Origin of the sequence: Acinetobacter sp. AOR41_HL, assembly GCF_027854645.1 — a bacterium.
Classification (GTDB): Bacteria; Pseudomonadota; Gammaproteobacteria; order Pseudomonadales; family Moraxellaceae; genus Acinetobacter; species Acinetobacter nosocomialis.
Map to the genome: position 1 here is coordinate 1 of NZ_JAKTHZ010000003.1, position 19,215 is coordinate 19,215.

The following is a 19,215-nucleotide window of genomic DNA, read 5'->3' on the forward strand; positions in this document are numbered from 1 at the left end:
AGGAAGATCATCATGGCTAAAGCCAAGTTTGAACGTAATAAACCACACGTAAACGTGGGTACAATCGGTCACGTTGACCATGGTAAAACAACTTTAACTGCTGCGATTGCAACTATTTGTGCAAAAACTTACGGCGGTGAAGCGAAAGATTACTCGCAAATCGACTCAGCACCTGAAGAAAAAGCACGTGGTATTACAATTAATACTTCACACGTAGAATACGATTCTCCAATTCGTCACTACGCACACGTTGACTGCCCGGGCCACGCCGATTACGTTAAAAACATGATCACTGGTGCTGCTCAGATGGACGGCGCGATCCTTGTATGTGCTGCGACTGACGGTCCAATGCCACAAACTCGTGAACACATCCTTCTTTCTCGTCAGGTTGGTGTACCTTACATCATCGTATTCTTAAACAAATGCGACCTTGTTGACGACGAAGAATTACTTGAATTAGTAGAAATGGAAGTTCGTGAACTTCTTTCTACTTACGACTTCCCAGGTGATGACACTCCAGTAATCCGTGGTTCAGCTCTTGCTGCTCTTAACGGTGAAGCAGGTCCTTACGGTGAAGAATCAGTTCTTGCTCTTGTAGCAGCTCTTGACTCTTACATCCCAGAACCAGAACGTGCTATCGACAAAGCATTCTTAATGCCAATCGAAGACGTATTCTCAATTTCTGGTCGTGGTACAGTAGTAACAGGCCGTGTAGAATCTGGTATCGTTAAAGTTGGTGAAGAAGTAGAGATCGTTGGTATTAAAGATACAGTTAAAACAACTGTAACTGGCGTAGAAATGTTCCGTAAACTTCTTGACGAAGGCCGTGCAGGCGAGAACTGTGGTGTATTACTTCGTGGTACTAAGCGTGAAGACGTACAACGTGGTCAAGTACTTGCTAAACCAGGTACAATCAAGCCGCACACTAAATTCGACGCAGAAGTATACGTACTTTCTAAAGAAGAAGGTGGTCGTCACACTCCATTCTTAAATGGTTACCGTCCACAGTTCTACTTCCGTACAACTGACGTAACTGGTGCGATCCAGTTGAAAGAAGGCGTTGAAATGGTAATGCCAGGTGACAACGTTGAAATGTCAGTAGAATTAATCCACCCAATCGCAATGGACCCAGGTCTACGTTTTGCGATCCGTGAAGGTGGTCGTACTGTAGGTGCTGGTGTTGTTGCGAAAGTAACTGCATAAGCATAATATAGTGACGTATTACGTCTCAAGTTGAGAGCTTTGGCTCTCAACTTGCTTTATAGGTCAGTAGTTCAATTGGTAGAGCGTCGGTCTCCAAAACCGAATGTTGGGGGTTCGAGTCCCTCCTGACCTGCCATATTTTGAAATAAAAAGCTTGATGCTGGCTTAGTTGTTCATATAATAAGTCGCGAGTTCTACGACGAGTACAAAAATGTCGAATGATAAATCGCGTGACGCATTGAGCGACGCGCCAATTCCTCAAAGAAATAATTCTGCTGAAGTTGTTCGTACTGGTTCGCCTTTAGATATTGTTCTATGGGTGATAGCAATTGCATTATTGCTCTCGGCTACCATGGTGAATCAGCATTTACCAGCGTATTGGGCCCCTGCAAATAATGTATGGGTGCGCGTTGGGGTAATTTTTGCTTGTATCGTTGTGGCTTTAGGTTTATTATACGCCACCCATCAAGGTAAAGGCTTCGTTCGTTTGCTGAAAGATGCACGAGTCGAATTGCGTCGAGTAACTTGGCCAACAAAACAAGAAACAGTCACTACATCGTGGCAGGTTCTATTGGTTGTAGTTGTTGCATCGTTAGTATTATGGTGCTTTGACTATGGTTTGGGTTGGTTAATTAAGTTGATTATCGGGTAAAAGAGCTATGAAACGTTGGTACATTATTCATGCCTACTCTGGTTATGAAAAACAAGTGATGCGTTCACTTACAGAACGAATCCAGCGTAGCGCTGTTGCCGATAGCTTTGGTGATGTCCTAGTTCCTACCGAAGAAGTGGTAGAAATGAAGGATGGTAAGAAACGTAAATCTGAGCGTAAATTCTTTCCTGGCTATGTGTTAGTTGAAATGGAAATGAATGATGATACTTGGCACATTGTTAAAGAATGTCCGAAAGTATTAGGTTTTATCGGGGGTACACCTGAAAAACCAGCGCCAATCACTCAACGTGAAGCAGATGCGATTCTTGCGCGTGTACGTAATACTGGTGAAGCTCCACGTCCTAAGACGATGTTTGAACCAGGTGAAGAATTACTCGTTATTGACGGTCCATTCACAGACTTTAAAGGTGTGGTGGAAGAGGTTCAATACGACAAGTCACGTTTAACGTTGACGATTAACGTGTTTAATCGACCAACTCAGGTTGAACTCGAATTTCGCCAAGTCGAAAAAACGATTTAATCTTAATTGGTTGAAAAGCGCCCGATTTTATCGGGCATTGTTGTTGTAACAGTGTTGTTACGTAGAAATTGGGGAGCCTAACGGCGCCTGTACCCAGAGGTATTTTAAAATGGCTAAGAAGATTGACGGCTATATCAAGCTGCAAGTTCCAGCTGGTAAAGCAAATCCATCTCCACCAATTGGTCCTGCACTAGGTCAACGTGGTGTAAACATCATGGCATTCTGTAAAGAATTCAATGCTGCTACACAAAAAGTTGAACCAGGTCTTCCAATTCCTGTAGTGATTACTGTGTACAACGACAAGTCGTTCACATTCATCATGAAAACTCCTCCAGCTTCTATTCTTCTTAAGAAAGCTGCTGGTATCCAAAAGGGTTCATCTGTACCTAACAAAACTAAAGTTGGTAAGTTGACTCGTGCTCAATTAGAAGAAATCGCGACTACTAAAGAACCAGACTTAACTGGTGCTGATTTAGACGCGCGTGTTCGTACCATTGCTGGTTCTGCACGTTCTATGGGCTTGGAAGTGGAGCTATAAGACATGGCAAAGTTAACTAAACGTCAAAAAGCCATTGCTGCTGCTGTAGAAGCAAACAAAGTTTACACTTTGGAAGAAGCAGTACAGGTTCTTAACAGCTTACCTGCTGCAAAGTTCAAAGAATCTTTAGACATCTCTGTAAACCTTGGCGTAGATCCACGTAAATCTGATCAGGTTGTTCGTGGTGCGACTACATTACCTGCAGGTACTGGTAAAACTGTACGTGTAGCTGTATTTGCTCAAGGCGCTCAAGCAGAAGCTGCTAAAGAAGCTGGTGCTGATGTTGTAGGTTTTGATGACCTTGCTGAAAGCATCCAAGGTGGAAACCTTGACTTTGATGTTGTGATCGCTGCTCCAGACGCTATGCGTGTTGTTGGTAAGCTCGGTACAATTCTTGGTCCACGTGGTTTAATGCCAAACCCTAAAGTAGGTACTGTAACTCCTGATGTTGCGAATGCTGTTAAAAACGCAAAATCTGGTCAGGCTCGTTACCGTGTAGACAAAGCGGGTATTATCCACGCTGCGATTGGTCAAGTTGGCTTTGATGCTGCTGCAATCCGTCAAAACGTTGAAACTTTAGTTGCTGACTTGAAAAAGTTAAAACCTGCAACTTCTAAAGGTGTATACATCAAAAAGATCACTTTGAGCTCAACTATGGGTCCTGGTCTTACTGTTGATGTAAACAACGTTTCTAACTAAGTTTTAACTTAGTTCTGTACAGAATTTTAAAGTCCTGATTGAGTAGGTAGCAAAAATAGAAATAAGTTTCTATTTTTGCGCAGTTAAAGCAACGCTTTGACTCTTGCTTATCAGGCGGACTTTGAATTGATGAATGAGAATTTATCAGCGTCAAAGACCTCAGGCGAAAAGGCGTTATTTTCGGATAGCGGCTTTTCTTAATAATCCAGCCTGCGTAGACGCGGTGGTGTGATTTGTTCCTCCTCCGCGTGTAAGTCGAAAGGCTTACGAATTGGGAGTGTGCCCATTGGGTGCATAAATCACCTTAGGAGGTTTTACAATGGCTCTTCTTATCGAAGACAAAAAACAGATCGTTTCAGAAGTAAGTGAAGTTGCTTCTAAAGCGTTTGCAGCCGTTGTTGCTGACTATCAAGGTTTAAGCGTAGAGCAATTAACAACACTTCGTGTTGAAGCTCGTAAGTTAGGTGTAACTACACGTATCGTACGTAACACTTTGGCTAAGCGCGCATTCCAAGGTACTCAATTTGATATCTTGAACGACAACCTTGTTGGTCCAACAATTCTAGGTTTTTCAACTTCTGAAGATGACATGGGTGCAGCTGCACGCTTGTTTGAAGAATTTGCAAAAACTAACAAAGCATTTGAATTAAAAGCTGCTGCATTTGACGGCAAAGTTTATCAAGGTGCTGATGTTAGCGTAATTGCTAATCTTCCAAACCAAGAGAAAGCGCTTACTATGCTTGCCTCTGTTCTTCAAGCTCCTATTTCGAAATTGGGTCGCCTCATTACAGCGCTCAAAGAGAAAAACGAGTCAGAAGCTGCTTAATCAATTTTACACACCATTCAATATCCATTTGGAGTTATTCTCATGGCTTTAACTAACGAAGAAATCTTAAACGCAGTTGCTGAAAAAACTGTTCTTGAACTTGTTGAATTAATTTCTGCTTTCGAAGAGAAATTCAACGTTTCAGCTGCAGCTGTTGCTGTTGCTGCTCCAGCTGGTGGCGCTGCTGCAGCTGCTGAAGAACAATCTGAATTCAACGTTGAGTTGACTTCTTTCGGTGCTAACAAAGTAGCTGTAATTAAAGCAGTTCGTGAAGCAACTGGCCTTGGTCTTAAAGAAGCTAAAGACCTAGTTGAAGGTGCTCCTCAAGTTCTTAAAGAAGGCGTTTCTAAAGAAGAAGGCGAAGAACTTAAGAAGAAACTTGAAGAAGCTGGTGCTACAGTTACACTTAAGTAATTGTAAAAGGAGTCGGTTTTTAAATCGGCTCCATAAAATGGCTGATGGCTCTTGGGTCATCAGCCTTTTTGCGTTACAATAATCGGCTCGATTTTTGTTAGTTTTGTTTGATTTTTAGAAAAATCTAAATAAAACAAGAAATTTCAAATGTTTACCAATATTTTTCTTTTTTAAAAATATTGTTAAGCGTTTTTATACCACTAAAAATTGCAGCATTTGTAAACAGTGGTGGCCATATCGGCCTGCGTAATTCCTTCTGAGCCCGTTCTGCAGGCGGGCTTAGTTTACTTTCCGAGGACTCCAGATGGCATACTCATATACCGAAAAGAAACGGATCCGTAAGAATTTTGGTAAATTGCCCCAAGTAATGGATGCACCGTACTTACTATCGATTCAGGTCGATTCGTACAGAACATTCTTGCAAGATGGCAAAACTCCAAAAAACCGCGAAGATATCGGTCTCCAAGCCGCATTTCGTTCAGTTTTTCCTATCGAAAGTTATTCTGGCAATGCTGCTTTAGAATTTGTTGAGTATAGCCTTGGTAAACCTGAGTTCGATGTACGCGAATGTATTCTTCGTGGTTCGACTTATGCGGCACCAATGCGCGTTAAAATTCGTTTGATTATTAAAGATCGCGAAACTAAATCAATTAAAGACGTACGTGAACAAGAAGTCTATATGGGTGAAATTCCACTCATGACTGAAAACGGTACTTTTGTTATCAATGGTACTGAGCGTGTAATCGTATCTCAATTACACCGTTCACCAGGCGTATTCTTTGACCATGATAAAGGTAAGACTCACTCAAGTGGTAAAGTGTTGTATTCAGCACGTATCATTCCTTACCGTGGTTCATGGTTAGACTTTGAATTTGATGCAAAAGACCTTGTTTACGTACGTATTGACCGTCGTCGTAAATTACTTGCTACTGTTGTGTTACGTGCACTAGGTTATAACAATGAACAAATCTTGAATTTGTTCTACGAAAAAGTACCTGTGTATCTTGACATGGGCAGCTATCAAATTGACCTTGTTCCTGAGCGTTTACGTGGTGAAATGGCTCAATTTGATATTGCTGACAATGAAGGTAAAGTCATTGTTGAGCAAGGCAAACGTATTAATGCGCGTCACGTACGTCAAATGGAAGCTGCAGGTTTAACTAAACTTTCAGTTCCTGATGAATACTTATATGAACGTATTACGGCTGAAGATATTACTTTACGTGATGGTGAAGTAATTGCTGCAAATACGTTGTTAAGCCATGAAGTAATGGTGAAGTTGGCAGAAGGTGGTGTTAAACAATTTAACATCCTATTCACAAATGACATCGACCGTGGTTCATTTGTTGCTGATACATTGCGTGCAGACACAACAGCGGGACGTGAAGAAGCATTAGTAGAAATCTACAAAGTGATGCGTCCAGGCGAGCCGCCAACAAAAGAAGCTGCTGAAAACCTATTCAATAACTTATTCTTCTCTTCTGAGCGTTATGACTTATCTCCAGTAGGTCGTATGAAGTTCAACCGTCGTCTAGGTCGTCCTTACGAAGTTGGCACTGATCAAAAATCTCGTGAAGTTGAAGGTATTTTATCGCACGAAGATATCATCGATGTATTACGTACGTTAGTTGAAATCCGTAACGGTAAAGGCGAAGTAGACGATATCGACCATTTAGGTAACCGTCGTGTACGTTCTGTTGGTGAAATGACAGAGAACCAATTCCGTGTTGGTTTAGTACGTGTTGAGCGTGCTGTTAAAGAGCGTTTAAGCCAAGCAGAAACTGATAACTTGTCTCCACAAGACTTGATTAATGCTAAGCCAGTTGCTGCTGCAATCAAAGAATTCTTTGGTTCAAGCCAGTTATCTCAATTCATGGACCAAAACAACCCATTATCTGAGATTACACATAAGCGTCGTGTATCTGCGCTTGGCCCAGGTGGTCTAACACGTGAACGTGCAGGCTTTGAAGTACGTGACGTACATCAAACTCACTATGGTCGTGTGTGTCCAATTGAAACGCCTGAAGGTCCAAACATTGGTTTGATTAACTCGCTTTCTGTATATGCAAAAGCGAATGACTTCGGTTTCTTGGAAACACCATACCGTAAAGTTGTAGATGGTCGTGTAACTGATGATGTTGAATATTTATCTGCAATTGAAGAAGTAGGTACTGTTATTGCACAGGCCGACTCAGCAGTAGATAAAGATGGCAACTTAACAGAAGAATTTGTTTCTGTTCGTCACCAAGGTGAATTCGTACGTATGCCACCTGAAAAAGTGACGCATATGGACGTTTCTGCACAGCAGGTTGTATCTGTTGCTGCATCACTTATTCCATTCCTTGAACACGATGACGCGAACCGTGCATTGATGGGTTCGAACATGCAACGTCAGGCTGTTCCTACTTTACGTGCTGACAAGCCTCTTGTTGGTACTGGTATGGAAGCGAACGTAGCACGTGATTCGGGTGTTTGTGTAATCGCAAACCGTGGTGGTGCAATTGAATATGTAGATGCTTCTCGTATCGTTATTCGTGTAAACGAAGATGAAATGGTTGCAGGTGAGGCAGGTGTAGATATCTATAACCTCATCAAATATACACGTTCGAACCAAAATACTTGTATTAACCAAAATGTTATCGTGAATTTGGGCGACAAAGTTGCTCGTGGTGACATCTTGGCAGATGGTCCGTCAACAGACATGGGTGAACTTGCGCTTGGTCAAAACATGCGTGTAGCGTTCATGACATGGAATGGTTACAACTATGAAGACTCGATCTTATTATCTGAGCGTGTTCTTCAAGAAGACCGTTTAACTTCTATTCATATTCAAGAATTGTCATGTGTGGCACGTGATACTAAGTTAGGTGCTGAAGAAATTACTGCCGATATTCCTAACGTAGGTGAAGCTGCGCTTTCTAAACTTGATGAATCAGGTATCGTTTATATCGGTGCTGAAGTTACTGCTGGTGACATCTTAGTTGGTAAAGTAACGCCTAAAGGTGAAACTCAGTTAACTCCTGAAGAAAAATTGCTTCGTGCAATCTTTGGTGAAAAAGCTGCTGATGTTAAAGATTCATCTTTACGTGTTCCATCTGGTACTAAAGGTACAGTTATCGACGTTCAAGTCTTCACTCGTGATGGCTTAGAGAAAGATGACCGTGCATTAGCGATTGAAAAAGCACAGCTTGATTCTTACCGTAAAGACTTGAAAGAAGAATATAAAATCTTCGAAGAAGCGGCTCGTGAACGTGTAATCCGTTTACTTAAAGGCCAAGAGTCTAATGGCGGTGGTTCAACTAAACGTGGCGATAAACTTTCTGAAGATTTATTGTCTGGTTTAGAGCTTGTTGATTTACTTGAAATTCAACCGACAGATGAAGCAATCGCTGAGCGTTTAACTCAGATTCAAGTGTTCTTGAAAGAGAAGAGTGCAGAAATCGATGAGAAATTCGCTGAGAAGAAACGTAAGCTTGCAACAGGTGATGAGTTAACAACTGGCGTATTGAAAGTTGTTAAAGTTTACTTAGCTGTTAAACGTCGTATTCAGCCTGGTGATAAGATGGCTGGTCGTCATGGTAACAAGGGTGTTGTTTCTAACATCTTACCTGTTGAAGACATGCCACACGATGCGAACGGTGTACCGGTAGATATCGTATTGAACCCGTTGGGCGTACCATCTCGTATGAACGTGGGTCAGATTCTCGAGACTCACTTGGGTATGGCGGCTAAAGGGCTTGGTGACAAAATCGAAAAAATGTTGAAAGAACAGCGTACAGTTTTAGAACTACGTGAATTCTTAGACAAGATTTATAACAAAGTCGGTGGCGAGCAAGAAGATCTTGATAGCTTGACTGATGATGAAATCCTAGCACTTTCAGGCAACTTGCGTGCTGGTGTTCCTTTGGCTACTCCTGTATTTGATGGTGCTGAAGAAAGTCAAATTAAAGATTTACTTGAGTTGGCTGACATTTCACGTACAGGTCAAACAGTATTGTTTGATGGACGTACAGGTGAACAGTTTGACCGTCCAGTAACTGTTGGTTACATGTACATGTTGAAGTTGAACCACTTGGTTGATGACAAGATGCATGCGCGTTCAACTGGTTCGTACTCATTAGTTACACAACAACCGCTTGGTGGTAAAGCACAATTCGGTGGTCAGCGTTTCGGTGAGATGGAAGTATGGGCACTTGAAGCATACGGTGCAGCATATACACTCCAAGAAATGCTCACAGTGAAGTCGGATGACGTTGAAGGCCGTACTCGCATCTATAAGAATATTGTAGATGGTAACCATTATATGGATCCGGGTATGCCTGAATCGTTCAACGTATTGACCAAAGAGATCCGTTCTTTAGGTATCAACATTGAACTGAAAAATGGTGATTAAGTCGTAAGACTCACGATTTTTTAGGAAAAAACAATATTTGTGACCCAGTCGGGTAAGCGAGGCTTCCCGACACACGGAGAAAAAAATTGAAAGACTTGCTCGATATCATGCGTAAGAAAACGGATTCAGATGGTCATGCGCCAGTTGAGTTCGACCGTATCCGTATTGGTCTTGCGTCACCAGAAATGATTAAGTCATGGTCTCATGGTGAAGTTAAAAAACCTGAGACGATCAACTATCGTACGTTCAAGCCAGAACGTGACGGTTTATTCTGTGCCAAAATCTTTGGTCCAGTAAAAGATTACGAATGCTTGTGTGGTAAATACAAGCGTATGAAATACAAAGGCGTCATTTGTGAAAAATGTGGCGTTGAAGTAACTACAGCGAAAGTTCGTCGTGAACGTATGGGTCACATTGAACTTGCTTCTCCAGTTGCGCATATCTGGTTCTTAAAATCGTTACCTAGCCGTATCGGTTTATTACTTGATATGACACTTCGTGATATCGAACGTGTATTGTATTTCGAATCATATGTTGTTACTGATCCTGGCATGACGCCTTTCGAAAAGTATCAACTTCTTAATGACGAAGAATACTTTACAGCTTTAGAAGAGCACGGTGACGAGTTCGTTGCAAAAATGGGTGCGGAAGCAGTTCAAGACTTGTTGAAAGACATTGATCTTGAAGCTGAGATTGCTCGTTTACGTGAAGAAATTCCTCAAACAACTTCTGAAACGAAGTTGAAAAAAGCATCTAAACGCTTGAAATTGATGGAAGCATTCAAAGACTCGAACAACAAGCCAGAATGGATGGTAATGAATGTACTTCCGGTGCTTCCACCAGATTTACGTCCATTAGTTCCACTTGAAGGTGGTCGTTTCGCGACTTCTGACTTGAACGATTTATATCGTCGTGTAATTAACCGTAACAACCGTTTGAAGCGTCTTCTTGACCTTGCAGCGCCGGACATCATCGTACGTAACGAAAAACGTATGTTACAAGAGTCTGTAGATGCGTTGCTTGATAACGGTCGTCGTGGTCGTGCAATTACTGGTTCTAACAAACGTCCATTAAAATCTTTGGCAGACATGATCAAAGGTAAACAAGGTCGTTTCCGTCAGAACTTGTTAGGTAAGCGTGTTGACTACTCTGGTCGTTCGGTAATTACTGTAGGTCCTACTTTACGTCTTCACCAATGTGGTCTTCCGAAGAAAATGGCTCTTGAATTATTCAAGCCATTCATTTTCGCGAAATTACAAGCTTCAGGTCAGGCAACAACCATTAAAGCTGCGAAGAAAATGGTTGAACGTGAGACTCCGGAAGTTTGGGACGTTCTTGCATCTGTAATTCGTCAACATCCAGTAATGTTGAACCGTGCGCCAACACTTCACCGTTTAGGTCTTCAAGCATTTGAACCTATTCTTATTGAAGGTAAGGCAATCCGTCTTCACCCACTCGTTTGTGCTGCGTTTAACGCCGACTTCGATGGTGACCAAATGGCGGTACACGTTCCATTGACGCTTGAAGCACAGTTAGAAGCTCGTGCATTGATGATGTCAACAAACAACATCTTGTCACCAGCAAACGGTGAGCCAATCATCGTTCCTTCTCAGGACGTTGTCTTGGGTCTTTACTACATCACACGTGATGCAGTAAATGCTAAAGGTGAAGGCATGGTGTTTGCGGATACTCACGAAGTAAACCGTGCACTTGCAACTGGTCAAGTTGCGATTCATGCTCGTGTTAAAGTACGTGTGCATCAAACTGTTATCAATGAAAATGGTGAGCGTGAACAGCAAACTATTATTGTTGATACGACACCAGGTCGTTGCTTACTTTGGGAAGTTGTTCCAGAAGGTTTAAGCTTTGACATGATCAACCTTGAGATGACTAAAAAGAACATCTCTAAGTTAATCAACTCTTGCTACCGTAAACTTGGTTTGAAAGATACAGTTATCTTTGCTGACCAGTTAATGTACTTGGGCTTCCGTCAAGCGACTCGTTCAGGTGTATCTGTAGGTATGGAAGACATGTTAATTCCACCTACGAAACACACAATTATTGATAAAGCTGAAACTGAAGTTCGTGAAATCGAACAACAGTTCGAACAAGGTTTCGTAACTGCTGGTGAGCGTTATAACAAAGTTGTCGATATTTGGGCGCGTACAAACGACCAAGTTGCGAAAGCGATGATGGATAACTTGTCTTACACACTTGTGAAAAACAAACAAGGTGAAGACGAGAAGCAAAAATCATTCAACAGCATCTATATGATGTCTGACTCTGGTGCCCGTGGTAGTGCGGCGCAGATTCGTCAGCTCGCTGGTATGCGTGGTTTGATGGCAAAACCGGATGGCTCGATTATTGAGACACCAATTAAAGCGAACTTCCGTGAAGGTTTAACAGTACTTCAGTACTTTATTTCTACACACGGTGCGCGTAAAGGTTTGGCCGATACAGCATTGAAAACAGCGAACTCTGGTTACTTGACTCGTCGTCTTGTAGACGTAGCACAAGACTTGGTAATTACTGAGCCTGATTGTGGTACAAATGGCGGCCTAGTAATGACTCCATTCATTCAAGGTGGTGATGTCATCGAGCCATTACGTGACCGTGTATTAGGTCGTGTAACTGCTGAAGATGTACGTCGTGCCTCTGATGATGAAGTTGTATTACCTCGCGGTACGTTAATTGACGAGAAAATCGCAGCTCAGCTTGAAGAAGCTGGTGTCGATGAAGTTAAAGTACGTTCAGTAATCGCATGTGAATCTACATTCGGTGTATGTGCTCGTTGTTATGGTCGTGACCTTGCACGTGGTCACTTGGTGAACCCAGGTGAGTCAGTAGGTGTAATGGCTGCGCAATCAATTGGTGAGCCAGGTACACAGTTAACGATGCGTACGTTCCACGTAGGTGGTGCTGCGAGCCGAACTTCTGCTGCAAACAGTGTTCAAGTACGTAACAAAGGTACTGTACGTTTCCACAACGTGAAAACTGTACAACACGCGAAAGGTCACTTGGTTTCAGTTTCACGTTCAGGTGAAATTGGTATTGCCGATGAGTTAGGTCGTGAGCGTGAGCGTTATAAACTTCCTTACGGTGCAAGCATCTTGTTGAAAGATGGTGAAGTCGTTGAGGCAGGTGGTATCGTTGCAACTTGGGATCCGCATACACATCCATTAGTAACAGAAGTTGCTGGTAAAGCACGTTTCAGCCAAATCGCTGATGGTGTAACTGCAACATCGAAAACTGATGATGCAACTGGTATGACAACTGTTGAAATCTTGCCTGTAACAGCACGTCCTGCTTCTGGTAAAGATTTACGTCCAGCAATCGTATTGGATACGGCTGATGGCGGCGAACAGTTCTACTTCTTGCCACAAAACACAATTGTTACCGTTCGTGATGGCGAGACAATTGGTGTGGGTGACGTTATTGGTCGTGTACCACAAGAATCTTCACGTACTCGTGATATTACCGGTGGTCTTCCACGTGTTGCTGACTTGTTCGAAGCACGTAAGCCGAAAGAACATGCGATCTTGGCAGAAGTGTCTGGTATCGTAAGCTTTGGTAAAGAGACTAAAGGTAAGAACCGTTTAGTAATTACTCCAGATGACGGTTCAGAAATTTACGAAGAGTTGATTCCAAAATGGCGTCAAATCAACGTGTTTGAAGGTGAACATGTGAACCGTGGTGAAACTATTTCTGATGGTCCACAAAACCCACATGACATCTTACGCTTGAAAGGCGAAGTTGCTTTAACTAACTACATCGTGAACGAAGTTCAAGACGTTTACCGCCTCCAAGGTGTAAAAATCAACGACAAGCACATTGAAGTTATCGTACGTCAAATGTTGCGTAAAGTTGATATCATCGATGGTGGTGATACAAGCTTCATTAAAGGTGAACAAGTGGATTACATCCGCGTTGTTCAAGAGAACCAAGCTGTCTTGGCTCAGAACAAGTTCCCTGCGAAGTTTGAACGTCAATTGATGGGTATTACGAAAGCATCGCTTTCTACTGACTCGTTCATCTCTGCTGCATCGTTCCAGGAAACAACTCGTGTGTTAACTGAAGCGGCTGTAACAGGTAAAGAAGATGATTTACGCGGCTTGAAAGAAAACGTTGTAGTGGGTCGCTTGATTCCAGCTGGTACTGGTCTTGCATACCACTTAGAACGTCGTCGTCAAGAAGCAGAAGCTGCAGAACATGAGCTTCATAATGACTTCAGCGAAGTAGACCAAGCATTTAGCCAAGCTTTAAACTCAGAACAATTCTAAGCTTAAAGTTTTATTAAAAAGACGCCTTAGGGCGTCTTTTTTGTGGAAAAAATAAGCTATTTTTACAAAAGTCTATTAAAGCACTCTTAATCTATTACTTAATGAGAAAAAACTCTCCATGAAAGCATACTATCCTAGGCACAACTGAGTAGAGGAGTAGCTTTCAATGAAAAAAATGATGATGATTGCAGGTGTGGGTCTGATGTCAACCACTCTATTTGTAGGTTGCCAAAATGCAAGTCCAGAAAGTAAACGTATTGGTTCTGCAGCTATTGGTGGCGGTGCAGGGGGTGCAGTAGGTAAACATGTAGGCGGTAATATTGGTGCAGGTTTAGGGGCAGCTCTTGGCGCAGGCGTTGCAGCAAATGCAAAAGGGTCTAACAGTAAAACTGTACGTAACAGTGCAATTGGTGCTGGTGTTGGTGCAATCTTAGGTGGTGCAGTGATTGGTGGTGATGCTGGTGCTGCTGCAGGTGGTGCACTTGGTGGTAGTGCGGGCGCGGCCTATGAAGAGAAAAAAGGGAAATACTAAAAGTACCTTTAAATATATTCAAACTAGAAGCTCTTTGTAAAATAAGAGCTTCTATTTTCTTTGCTTATTAGATTGAAATTTAAATAATAACTAGACCTAGAATGCTTTTACAAAATATCAATCTATTGCCACAGTGCGATAACATAAACTGATCAAATTCCTCATAAAAGAAGATTATGCTTTGATTAGAGCACAATGGAGTGAGTATGGTCATGAAAAAAACAATTGGTTTAATTTCTACTTTAATGTTATCTGCATTCATGTTCACTGGTTGTCAGAATATGAGTCCATCTGATCAGCGTATTGGTGCTGCAGCATTAGGCGGTGCTGTTGGTGGTGGTGTCGGTAACCATGTCGGTGGCGGTCTAGGTGCTGGTGTAGGTGCAGCAGCTGGTGCTGGTGTAGGTGCGAATGCTAAAGGTAGTAATAAGAGTTCCACAACAAGTAGTGCTATCGGTGCCGGTATTGGATCTGTAGTAGGGAAAGCCATTTTTGGTGGTGACACAGGCGCTGCGATTGGTGGTGCACTTGGTGGTGGTGCCGGCGCTGCGATTGAAGAAAAGCGTTAGAATTTACTAAAATAAAAATAAGTGCCTTTAGGCACTTATTTTTATGGGTATAAGGCTTTTGCCTTTTTTCTACGGATGTATAGCGTCTTTTGCACTTCAGCAATTCTCACACCTGATTCATCAAAAATATTTAAATGATATGTTCTAAGCACTGGAGCATAGTTCTCGGCAAGTTCTCGAATCTGTTCAATTTCTGCTAAATCAACTCGAATATCAGCATAAACAGTGCTTCGCCCAGGCGATAAAAAATTAATCTCAGCCGCTTTATCCCAAACTATATATTTTGATCCAAGGTGATGCATAAGAATCAGCATATAAAATGGATCAACCATAGAATAAAGACTACCCCCAAAATGAGTACCTACCAGATTTTGGTTTTTCCAGGTCAGTGGCATTTTTACGCGAACATGACAAAGCTCTAAATTCATGATTTCAATATGAATCCCTGCACCGCGGTAGGGAGGATAATAATTAAATAAGAATTTAGAAATTGAGGGAATGTTCTGAAGTTTTTTTAAAATAGCCATAATAGTCAATTTTTTTTATTGCAACACTGGTCATACTAGATAAGTATCATCTTTTTTATATTGATGGCAATGCTTTATCCGATTAACGACATGATCGATTGAAAAACAAAATAGGAAATGATTATGCAGCCAAAGATTTATACAGTAACAACAAGTGATCAACAAACTCTATGCGCTAAGGCTTGGGGTGATGAGAAAAATACTCCATTAGTTTTAGTACATGGTTATCCAGATAATCAGGAAGTATGGGAATCGGTCATTGAGTATTTAATCAATGATTTTTATATTGTTACTTATGATGTCCGTGGAGCGGGTTTGTCATCTATTCCTAAACGAATACGAGATTATCGTTTAGAACGTTTATCTTTAGACTTACAAGAAGTCGTCGATGAAGTACTCCCAAATCGACAGTTCCATATGGCTGCCCATGATTGGGGATCAATTCAGTCTTGGGAGTCTGCAACTGAACCTAAATTTAAAGGCCGTTTACTCTCTTATACAACCATTTCTGGTCCTTGTTTAGATCATGCTGCGCTGTTCTTAAGAGATAAATTTAAAACGACTCCTGCAAAAATCTTAAAAATACTAACAAAATCATGGTATATCGGTGCTTTCCATTTACCATTAATTGCTCCGACGGTGTGGTCTCTTTTTACTCCAGAAAAATGGGGCAAAATATTAAAAGACTTAGAGAGAAAAGATAATTTACCGTTAAATAGTAATATTTCTGCTGATGGTAAATACGGGATTAATTTATATCGTGCGAATTTTATTCCTCGCTTAACAACTCCTCGCCAGCGTTATGCACAGTGTCCAGTCAAAGCAATAATTTTAAAATACGATACTTTTGTGAGTCCTGAATATATTACGGAAGCAATGCCAAAATGGGTTGAAAACTTTGAGTATGTTGAGCTTGAAGCAAACCATTGGGCGATTCTGAGTCAGGCTGAAAAAGTGGCAGGACATATTCGTCAGTTCATCGCATCACAAAGTTAATAAGTGACTGTTTAATTTACAAAACTGATAATTTGGCGATATTTTCGGCTTCGTAGATGTGAATCTGATAGAATATCGCCTTTTGTTTTGTTCTGAATTTGTTCATGAATGCTGTTGTTGTGGCGATTGCTGTGATGTTTTTACTATCACTAGCACGCGTTTCTGTCGTATTGACATTAGTGGTCTCTGCCATTGTTGGTGGTCTTGTCGCGGGTTTAAGTCTTTCTCAAACAGTTGAAGCTTTTAATGCTGGTCTTGGTGATGGAGCCGAAGTTGCTCTCGCTTATGCTGTATTAGGTGCATTTGCACTCGCTCTCTCTAAATCGGGTTTACCCGACCTGCTTGCTCATAAACTTATTGGTCTGTTGGGAATGGAAGCGGGGAAAAGCCGTGAAACCAAAGTAAAATATTTACTCTTAGGTATTTTACTTATTGCTGCCATTTTCTCTCAAAACCTCATACCGGTTCATATCGCGTTTATTCCTGTACTGGTGCCGCCATTATTACGAGTCATGAATCATTTAAAACTAGACCGCCGTGCAGCAGCTTGTGTCCTGACTTTAGGTTTAGTAGGTACTTATATTTTTCTACCCGTTGGCTTTGGTGCGATTTTCCTTGAACAAATTTTGATGGGGAATATCAACAAAATCGGTGCTGCTTATGGCTTGCATGTAGAACGTGGGATGATGCCAATTGGCATGGCTATTCCAGTTTTAGGTATGGTTTTAGGTACTTTAGTTGCAGTATTTATTAGTTACCGTAAGCCAAGAATTTATGCGGACCGTGCCATTATCCCTGTAGCTACCATTGATTTAGACAAACCTCTGCGTGCAACAGCGCAAGATGAAACAGTAGATCTAAAAGCAGATGCAGAAGAACTTAAACACGAAGCAGAGCAAGGCCCTGTAATTGCGAAAAAAACAATTTTTATGGCTTTACTGGCTATAGGTCTCACTTTAGTTGCACAGCTTTATTCCGGCTCAATGATTTTGGGTGGTTTAGTAGGCTTTGCGGTTCTGTCTACAGCCGGCATTTTTAAATGGCAAGATGCAGATGATGTCTTTGTACAAGGCATGCGAATGATGGCTCTAGTAGGCTTTATTATGATCTCTGCCGCCGGTTTCGCTTCAGTCATGACGCATACAGGAGATATCAATCAACTAGTTAAAGGGGTGGTTGAAATCATTGGTGATAATCGTGCGCTCGCGGCTTTCTTAATGCTGAGTATTGGTTTATTTGTCACGATTGGTATTGGTTCATCTTTTTCAAGTGTGCCTGTTTTAGCAGTTATTTATGTACCTTTATGTGTACAGTTTGGTTTTTCGCCATTAGCGACAATTGCATTGATTGGTACAGCGGCGGCTTTAGGTGATGCTGGATCTCCAGCTTCCGATTCTACCTTAGGACCAACAGCTGGTTTAGGGGTCGATGGACAACATGACCATATTTGGGATACCGTCATTCCAACATTTATCCACTTTAATATTCCATTGTTAGTTTTTGGTTGGATTGCAGCCATGGTTTTATAAGTTTTTTATAATATATTAAATTAAAACCTTCTTAATAATTATCTTAAGATAAGCATTAAGAAGGTTTTTTTATGCTCTAAATAAAATATGTATTTAAAATAAATTATATTAAAATACTCGGAATTTAAAGTATATTAAAAAGGTTGGTTATATAAAATAATTCTGATTAATTAAGTTGGGATAAAAACCAATTAAAATGGTTGGTTAATATATATTTTTATTTAAAACAGTTATTTAAAAATAAATATAAAAATAATTTTATAATGGGTGTTGCATCAATTTAAAATAAATGTTTATTATAAATATAAATAAGGTTGGAGATATTAACGTGTTCAAAAAAGCTTTGATTATTGCATTAATGGGGATGTCTTCATTTACTTTTGCTGGTAATTGGCAAGTAAAATTTGGGGGTAGTGTTATTGCTCCATCTGACGATACAACAACTGCTTTAGGTGTAGTAAAAGCTGATCATGAATATGCATTTACACCATCAGTTGAATACTTTTTTGGTGAATCACCTTTTTCGGCAGAATTATTATTAGCAGCGCCGGTTAATCATGATGTTTTATTAGACGGTAAAAATGTAGCACGTATTAAACAATTACCTCCGACAATTACCGCAAAATATCATTTTAAAAACTCAACTCGTTTCACACCGTATATTGGTATCGGGGCGACAGCATTTATTCCTTGGGATGAACAAGGTGTTGCTGACAAAGTAAAAGAAGATTTTGGTGTAGCTGGACAAGTTGGTTTTAACTTCCAACCTGCTGATGCGAAAAATTGGGGGGTATTTGTAGATGTTCGCTATGCGGATATTAGCCCAGAAGTTACTTTAACAAATGGTGCTAAATTTGATTTGGATATTAATCCGTTTGTTTACACTTTAGGTTATAGCTATAAATTTTAAGCATAATAATAAATAGAAAAAATATAATAACAAACCTAGACTCAGGCACCTCACATAGTTTTTATGTGAGGTTTTTTATTTTATTGCTCTCACTAAAAAAAGCATAAAACAGACAGTTTTATACATATTCTTTTGGTCTTTATTTTTAAACTATTTTTTATATATCTTTAAAGGAATAACTTCATGAATAGAAAATTTGCCATAGGTCTAGCACTTTTTAGTGGCATCACGCTTGCTCATAATGTACAGGCTGCTAGTTTTTCCTGTGATGCTGCAAAAACTAAGACTGAGCTGAGTATTTGCAAAAATCGTTCTTTAAATGATGCTGATGTCAAAATGGCAACAACATATCAAATTGTTTTACATGCATTGCCAATGGGTGGCCGTGATAATCAAAAAGATACACAGCAGCAGTGGTTAAAAAAAAGGAATGCTTGTGCAGCTAATGTAAGTTGTATTTCTAAAGCTTATCAGCAGAGACAACAACAATTGGACTCTATCTTGCAAGATAGGGTACTAAGTCATGGTCCGTTTTAATTAAAGAAAAATTTTTTAATATTCAGGATTGAAAAATTGTAGAAGTACTCCATTCATAAAGCATTCGAG

At 40.8% G+C, this 19,215-nt stretch carries 16 protein-coding genes and 1 tRNA gene; 16 read left to right on the forward strand and 1 reads right to left on the reverse strand.

The window, feature by feature from the left end; translation table 11 throughout:
* The first annotated feature begins 12 nt into the window (after positions 1-12).
* From tuf to MKL35_RS00245, 12 genes are all read left to right on the forward strand, one after another.
* Positions 13-1,203 (forward strand): elongation factor Tu, encoded by a 1,191-nt coding sequence (gene tuf / locus MKL35_RS00190; protein WP_002157016.1) that lies wholly within the window; start codon positions 13-15, stop codon positions 1,201-1,203.
* A gap of 60 nt (positions 1,204-1,263) precedes the next feature.
* Positions 1,264-1,339: transfer RNA gene (locus MKL35_RS00195), tRNA-Trp, on the forward strand.
* A 75-nt stretch (positions 1,340-1,414) separates the two neighbouring features.
* Entirely contained in the window at positions 1,415-1,855 is a 441-nt protein-coding gene (gene secE / locus MKL35_RS00200; RefSeq protein WP_002157045.1) for a preprotein translocase subunit SecE, read from the forward strand.
* A gap of 7 nt (positions 1,856-1,862) precedes the next feature.
* On the forward strand, positions 1,863-2,396 hold the full coding sequence (gene nusG, locus MKL35_RS00205; RefSeq protein ID WP_002115092.1) for a transcription termination/antitermination protein NusG: 534 nt from the start codon (positions 1,863-1,865) through the stop codon (positions 2,394-2,396).
* Positions 2,397-2,505: 109 nt separating this feature from the next.
* Positions 2,506-2,934, forward strand: a complete 429-nt coding sequence (rplK, locus tag MKL35_RS00210) for a 50S ribosomal protein L11 (RefSeq protein ID WP_001074682.1) — start codon at positions 2,506-2,508, stop codon at positions 2,932-2,934.
* Between the two features lie 3 nt (positions 2,935-2,937).
* Entirely contained in the window at positions 2,938-3,633 is a 696-nt protein-coding gene (gene rplA, locus MKL35_RS00215) for a 50S ribosomal protein L1 (protein ID WP_002156922.1), read from the forward strand.
* A 319-nt stretch (positions 3,634-3,952) separates the two neighbouring features.
* Positions 3,953-4,459, forward strand: coding sequence for a 50S ribosomal protein L10 (gene rplJ / locus MKL35_RS00220; RefSeq protein ID WP_002157004.1), 507 nt, complete (start codon positions 3,953-3,955; stop codon positions 4,457-4,459).
* Between the two features lie 42 nt (positions 4,460-4,501).
* Entirely contained in the window at positions 4,502-4,873 is a 372-nt protein-coding gene (gene rplL / locus MKL35_RS00225; protein WP_001229360.1) for a 50S ribosomal protein L7/L12, read from the forward strand.
* A gap of 304 nt (positions 4,874-5,177) precedes the next feature.
* Positions 5,178-9,266, forward strand: coding sequence for a DNA-directed RNA polymerase subunit beta (rpoB, locus tag MKL35_RS00230; RefSeq protein WP_002156925.1), 4,089 nt, complete (start codon positions 5,178-5,180; stop codon positions 9,264-9,266).
* An 86-nt stretch (positions 9,267-9,352) separates the two neighbouring features.
* Complete coding sequence (gene rpoC, locus MKL35_RS00235) at positions 9,353-13,546, forward strand: DNA-directed RNA polymerase subunit beta' (protein ID WP_002053534.1); 4,194 nt, start codon at positions 9,353-9,355, stop codon at positions 13,544-13,546.
* Positions 13,547-13,712: 166 nt separating this feature from the next.
* Positions 13,713-14,078, forward strand: coding sequence for a hypothetical protein (locus MKL35_RS00240; RefSeq protein ID WP_002157021.1), 366 nt, complete (start codon positions 13,713-13,715; stop codon positions 14,076-14,078).
* Positions 14,079-14,290: 212 nt separating this feature from the next.
* On the forward strand, positions 14,291-14,647 hold the full coding sequence (locus tag MKL35_RS00245; protein ID WP_023187972.1) for a hypothetical protein: 357 nt from the start codon (positions 14,291-14,293) through the stop codon (positions 14,645-14,647).
* Between the two features lie 41 nt (positions 14,648-14,688).
* On the opposite strand, the gene MKL35_RS00250 is transcribed toward MKL35_RS00245, so the two are convergent.
* Positions 14,689-15,174: a DUF4442 domain-containing protein gene (locus tag MKL35_RS00250; protein ID WP_002156984.1), complete on the reverse strand. Its 486-nt coding sequence runs from the start codon at positions 15,172-15,174 to the stop codon at positions 14,689-14,691.
* Between the two features lie 117 nt (positions 15,175-15,291).
* On the opposite strand from MKL35_RS00250, the gene MKL35_RS00255 reads away from it, so the two are divergent.
* The 4 genes from MKL35_RS00255 to MKL35_RS00270 all read left to right on the forward strand — a co-directional run bounded on the left by MKL35_RS00255 (position 15,292) and on the right by MKL35_RS00270 (position 19,146).
* Entirely contained in the window at positions 15,292-16,170 is an 879-nt protein-coding gene (locus tag MKL35_RS00255; protein WP_081404371.1) for an alpha/beta fold hydrolase, read from the forward strand.
* Positions 16,171-16,274: 104 nt separating this feature from the next.
* Positions 16,275-17,699, forward strand: coding sequence for a Na+/H+ antiporter family protein (locus MKL35_RS00260; protein ID WP_032009972.1), 1,425 nt, complete (start codon positions 16,275-16,277; stop codon positions 17,697-17,699).
* Between the two features lie 328 nt (positions 17,700-18,027).
* Positions 18,028-18,609: an OmpW/AlkL family protein gene (locus MKL35_RS00265; RefSeq protein WP_002156917.1), complete on the forward strand. Its 582-nt coding sequence runs from the start codon at positions 18,028-18,030 to the stop codon at positions 18,607-18,609.
* A 183-nt stretch (positions 18,610-18,792) separates the two neighbouring features.
* A complete protein-coding gene (locus tag MKL35_RS00270; RefSeq protein WP_004883592.1) occupies positions 18,793-19,146 on the forward strand; it encodes a lysozyme inhibitor LprI family protein in 354 nt (117 codons plus the stop codon).
* The last annotated feature ends 69 nt before the right edge of the window (positions 19,147-19,215 follow it).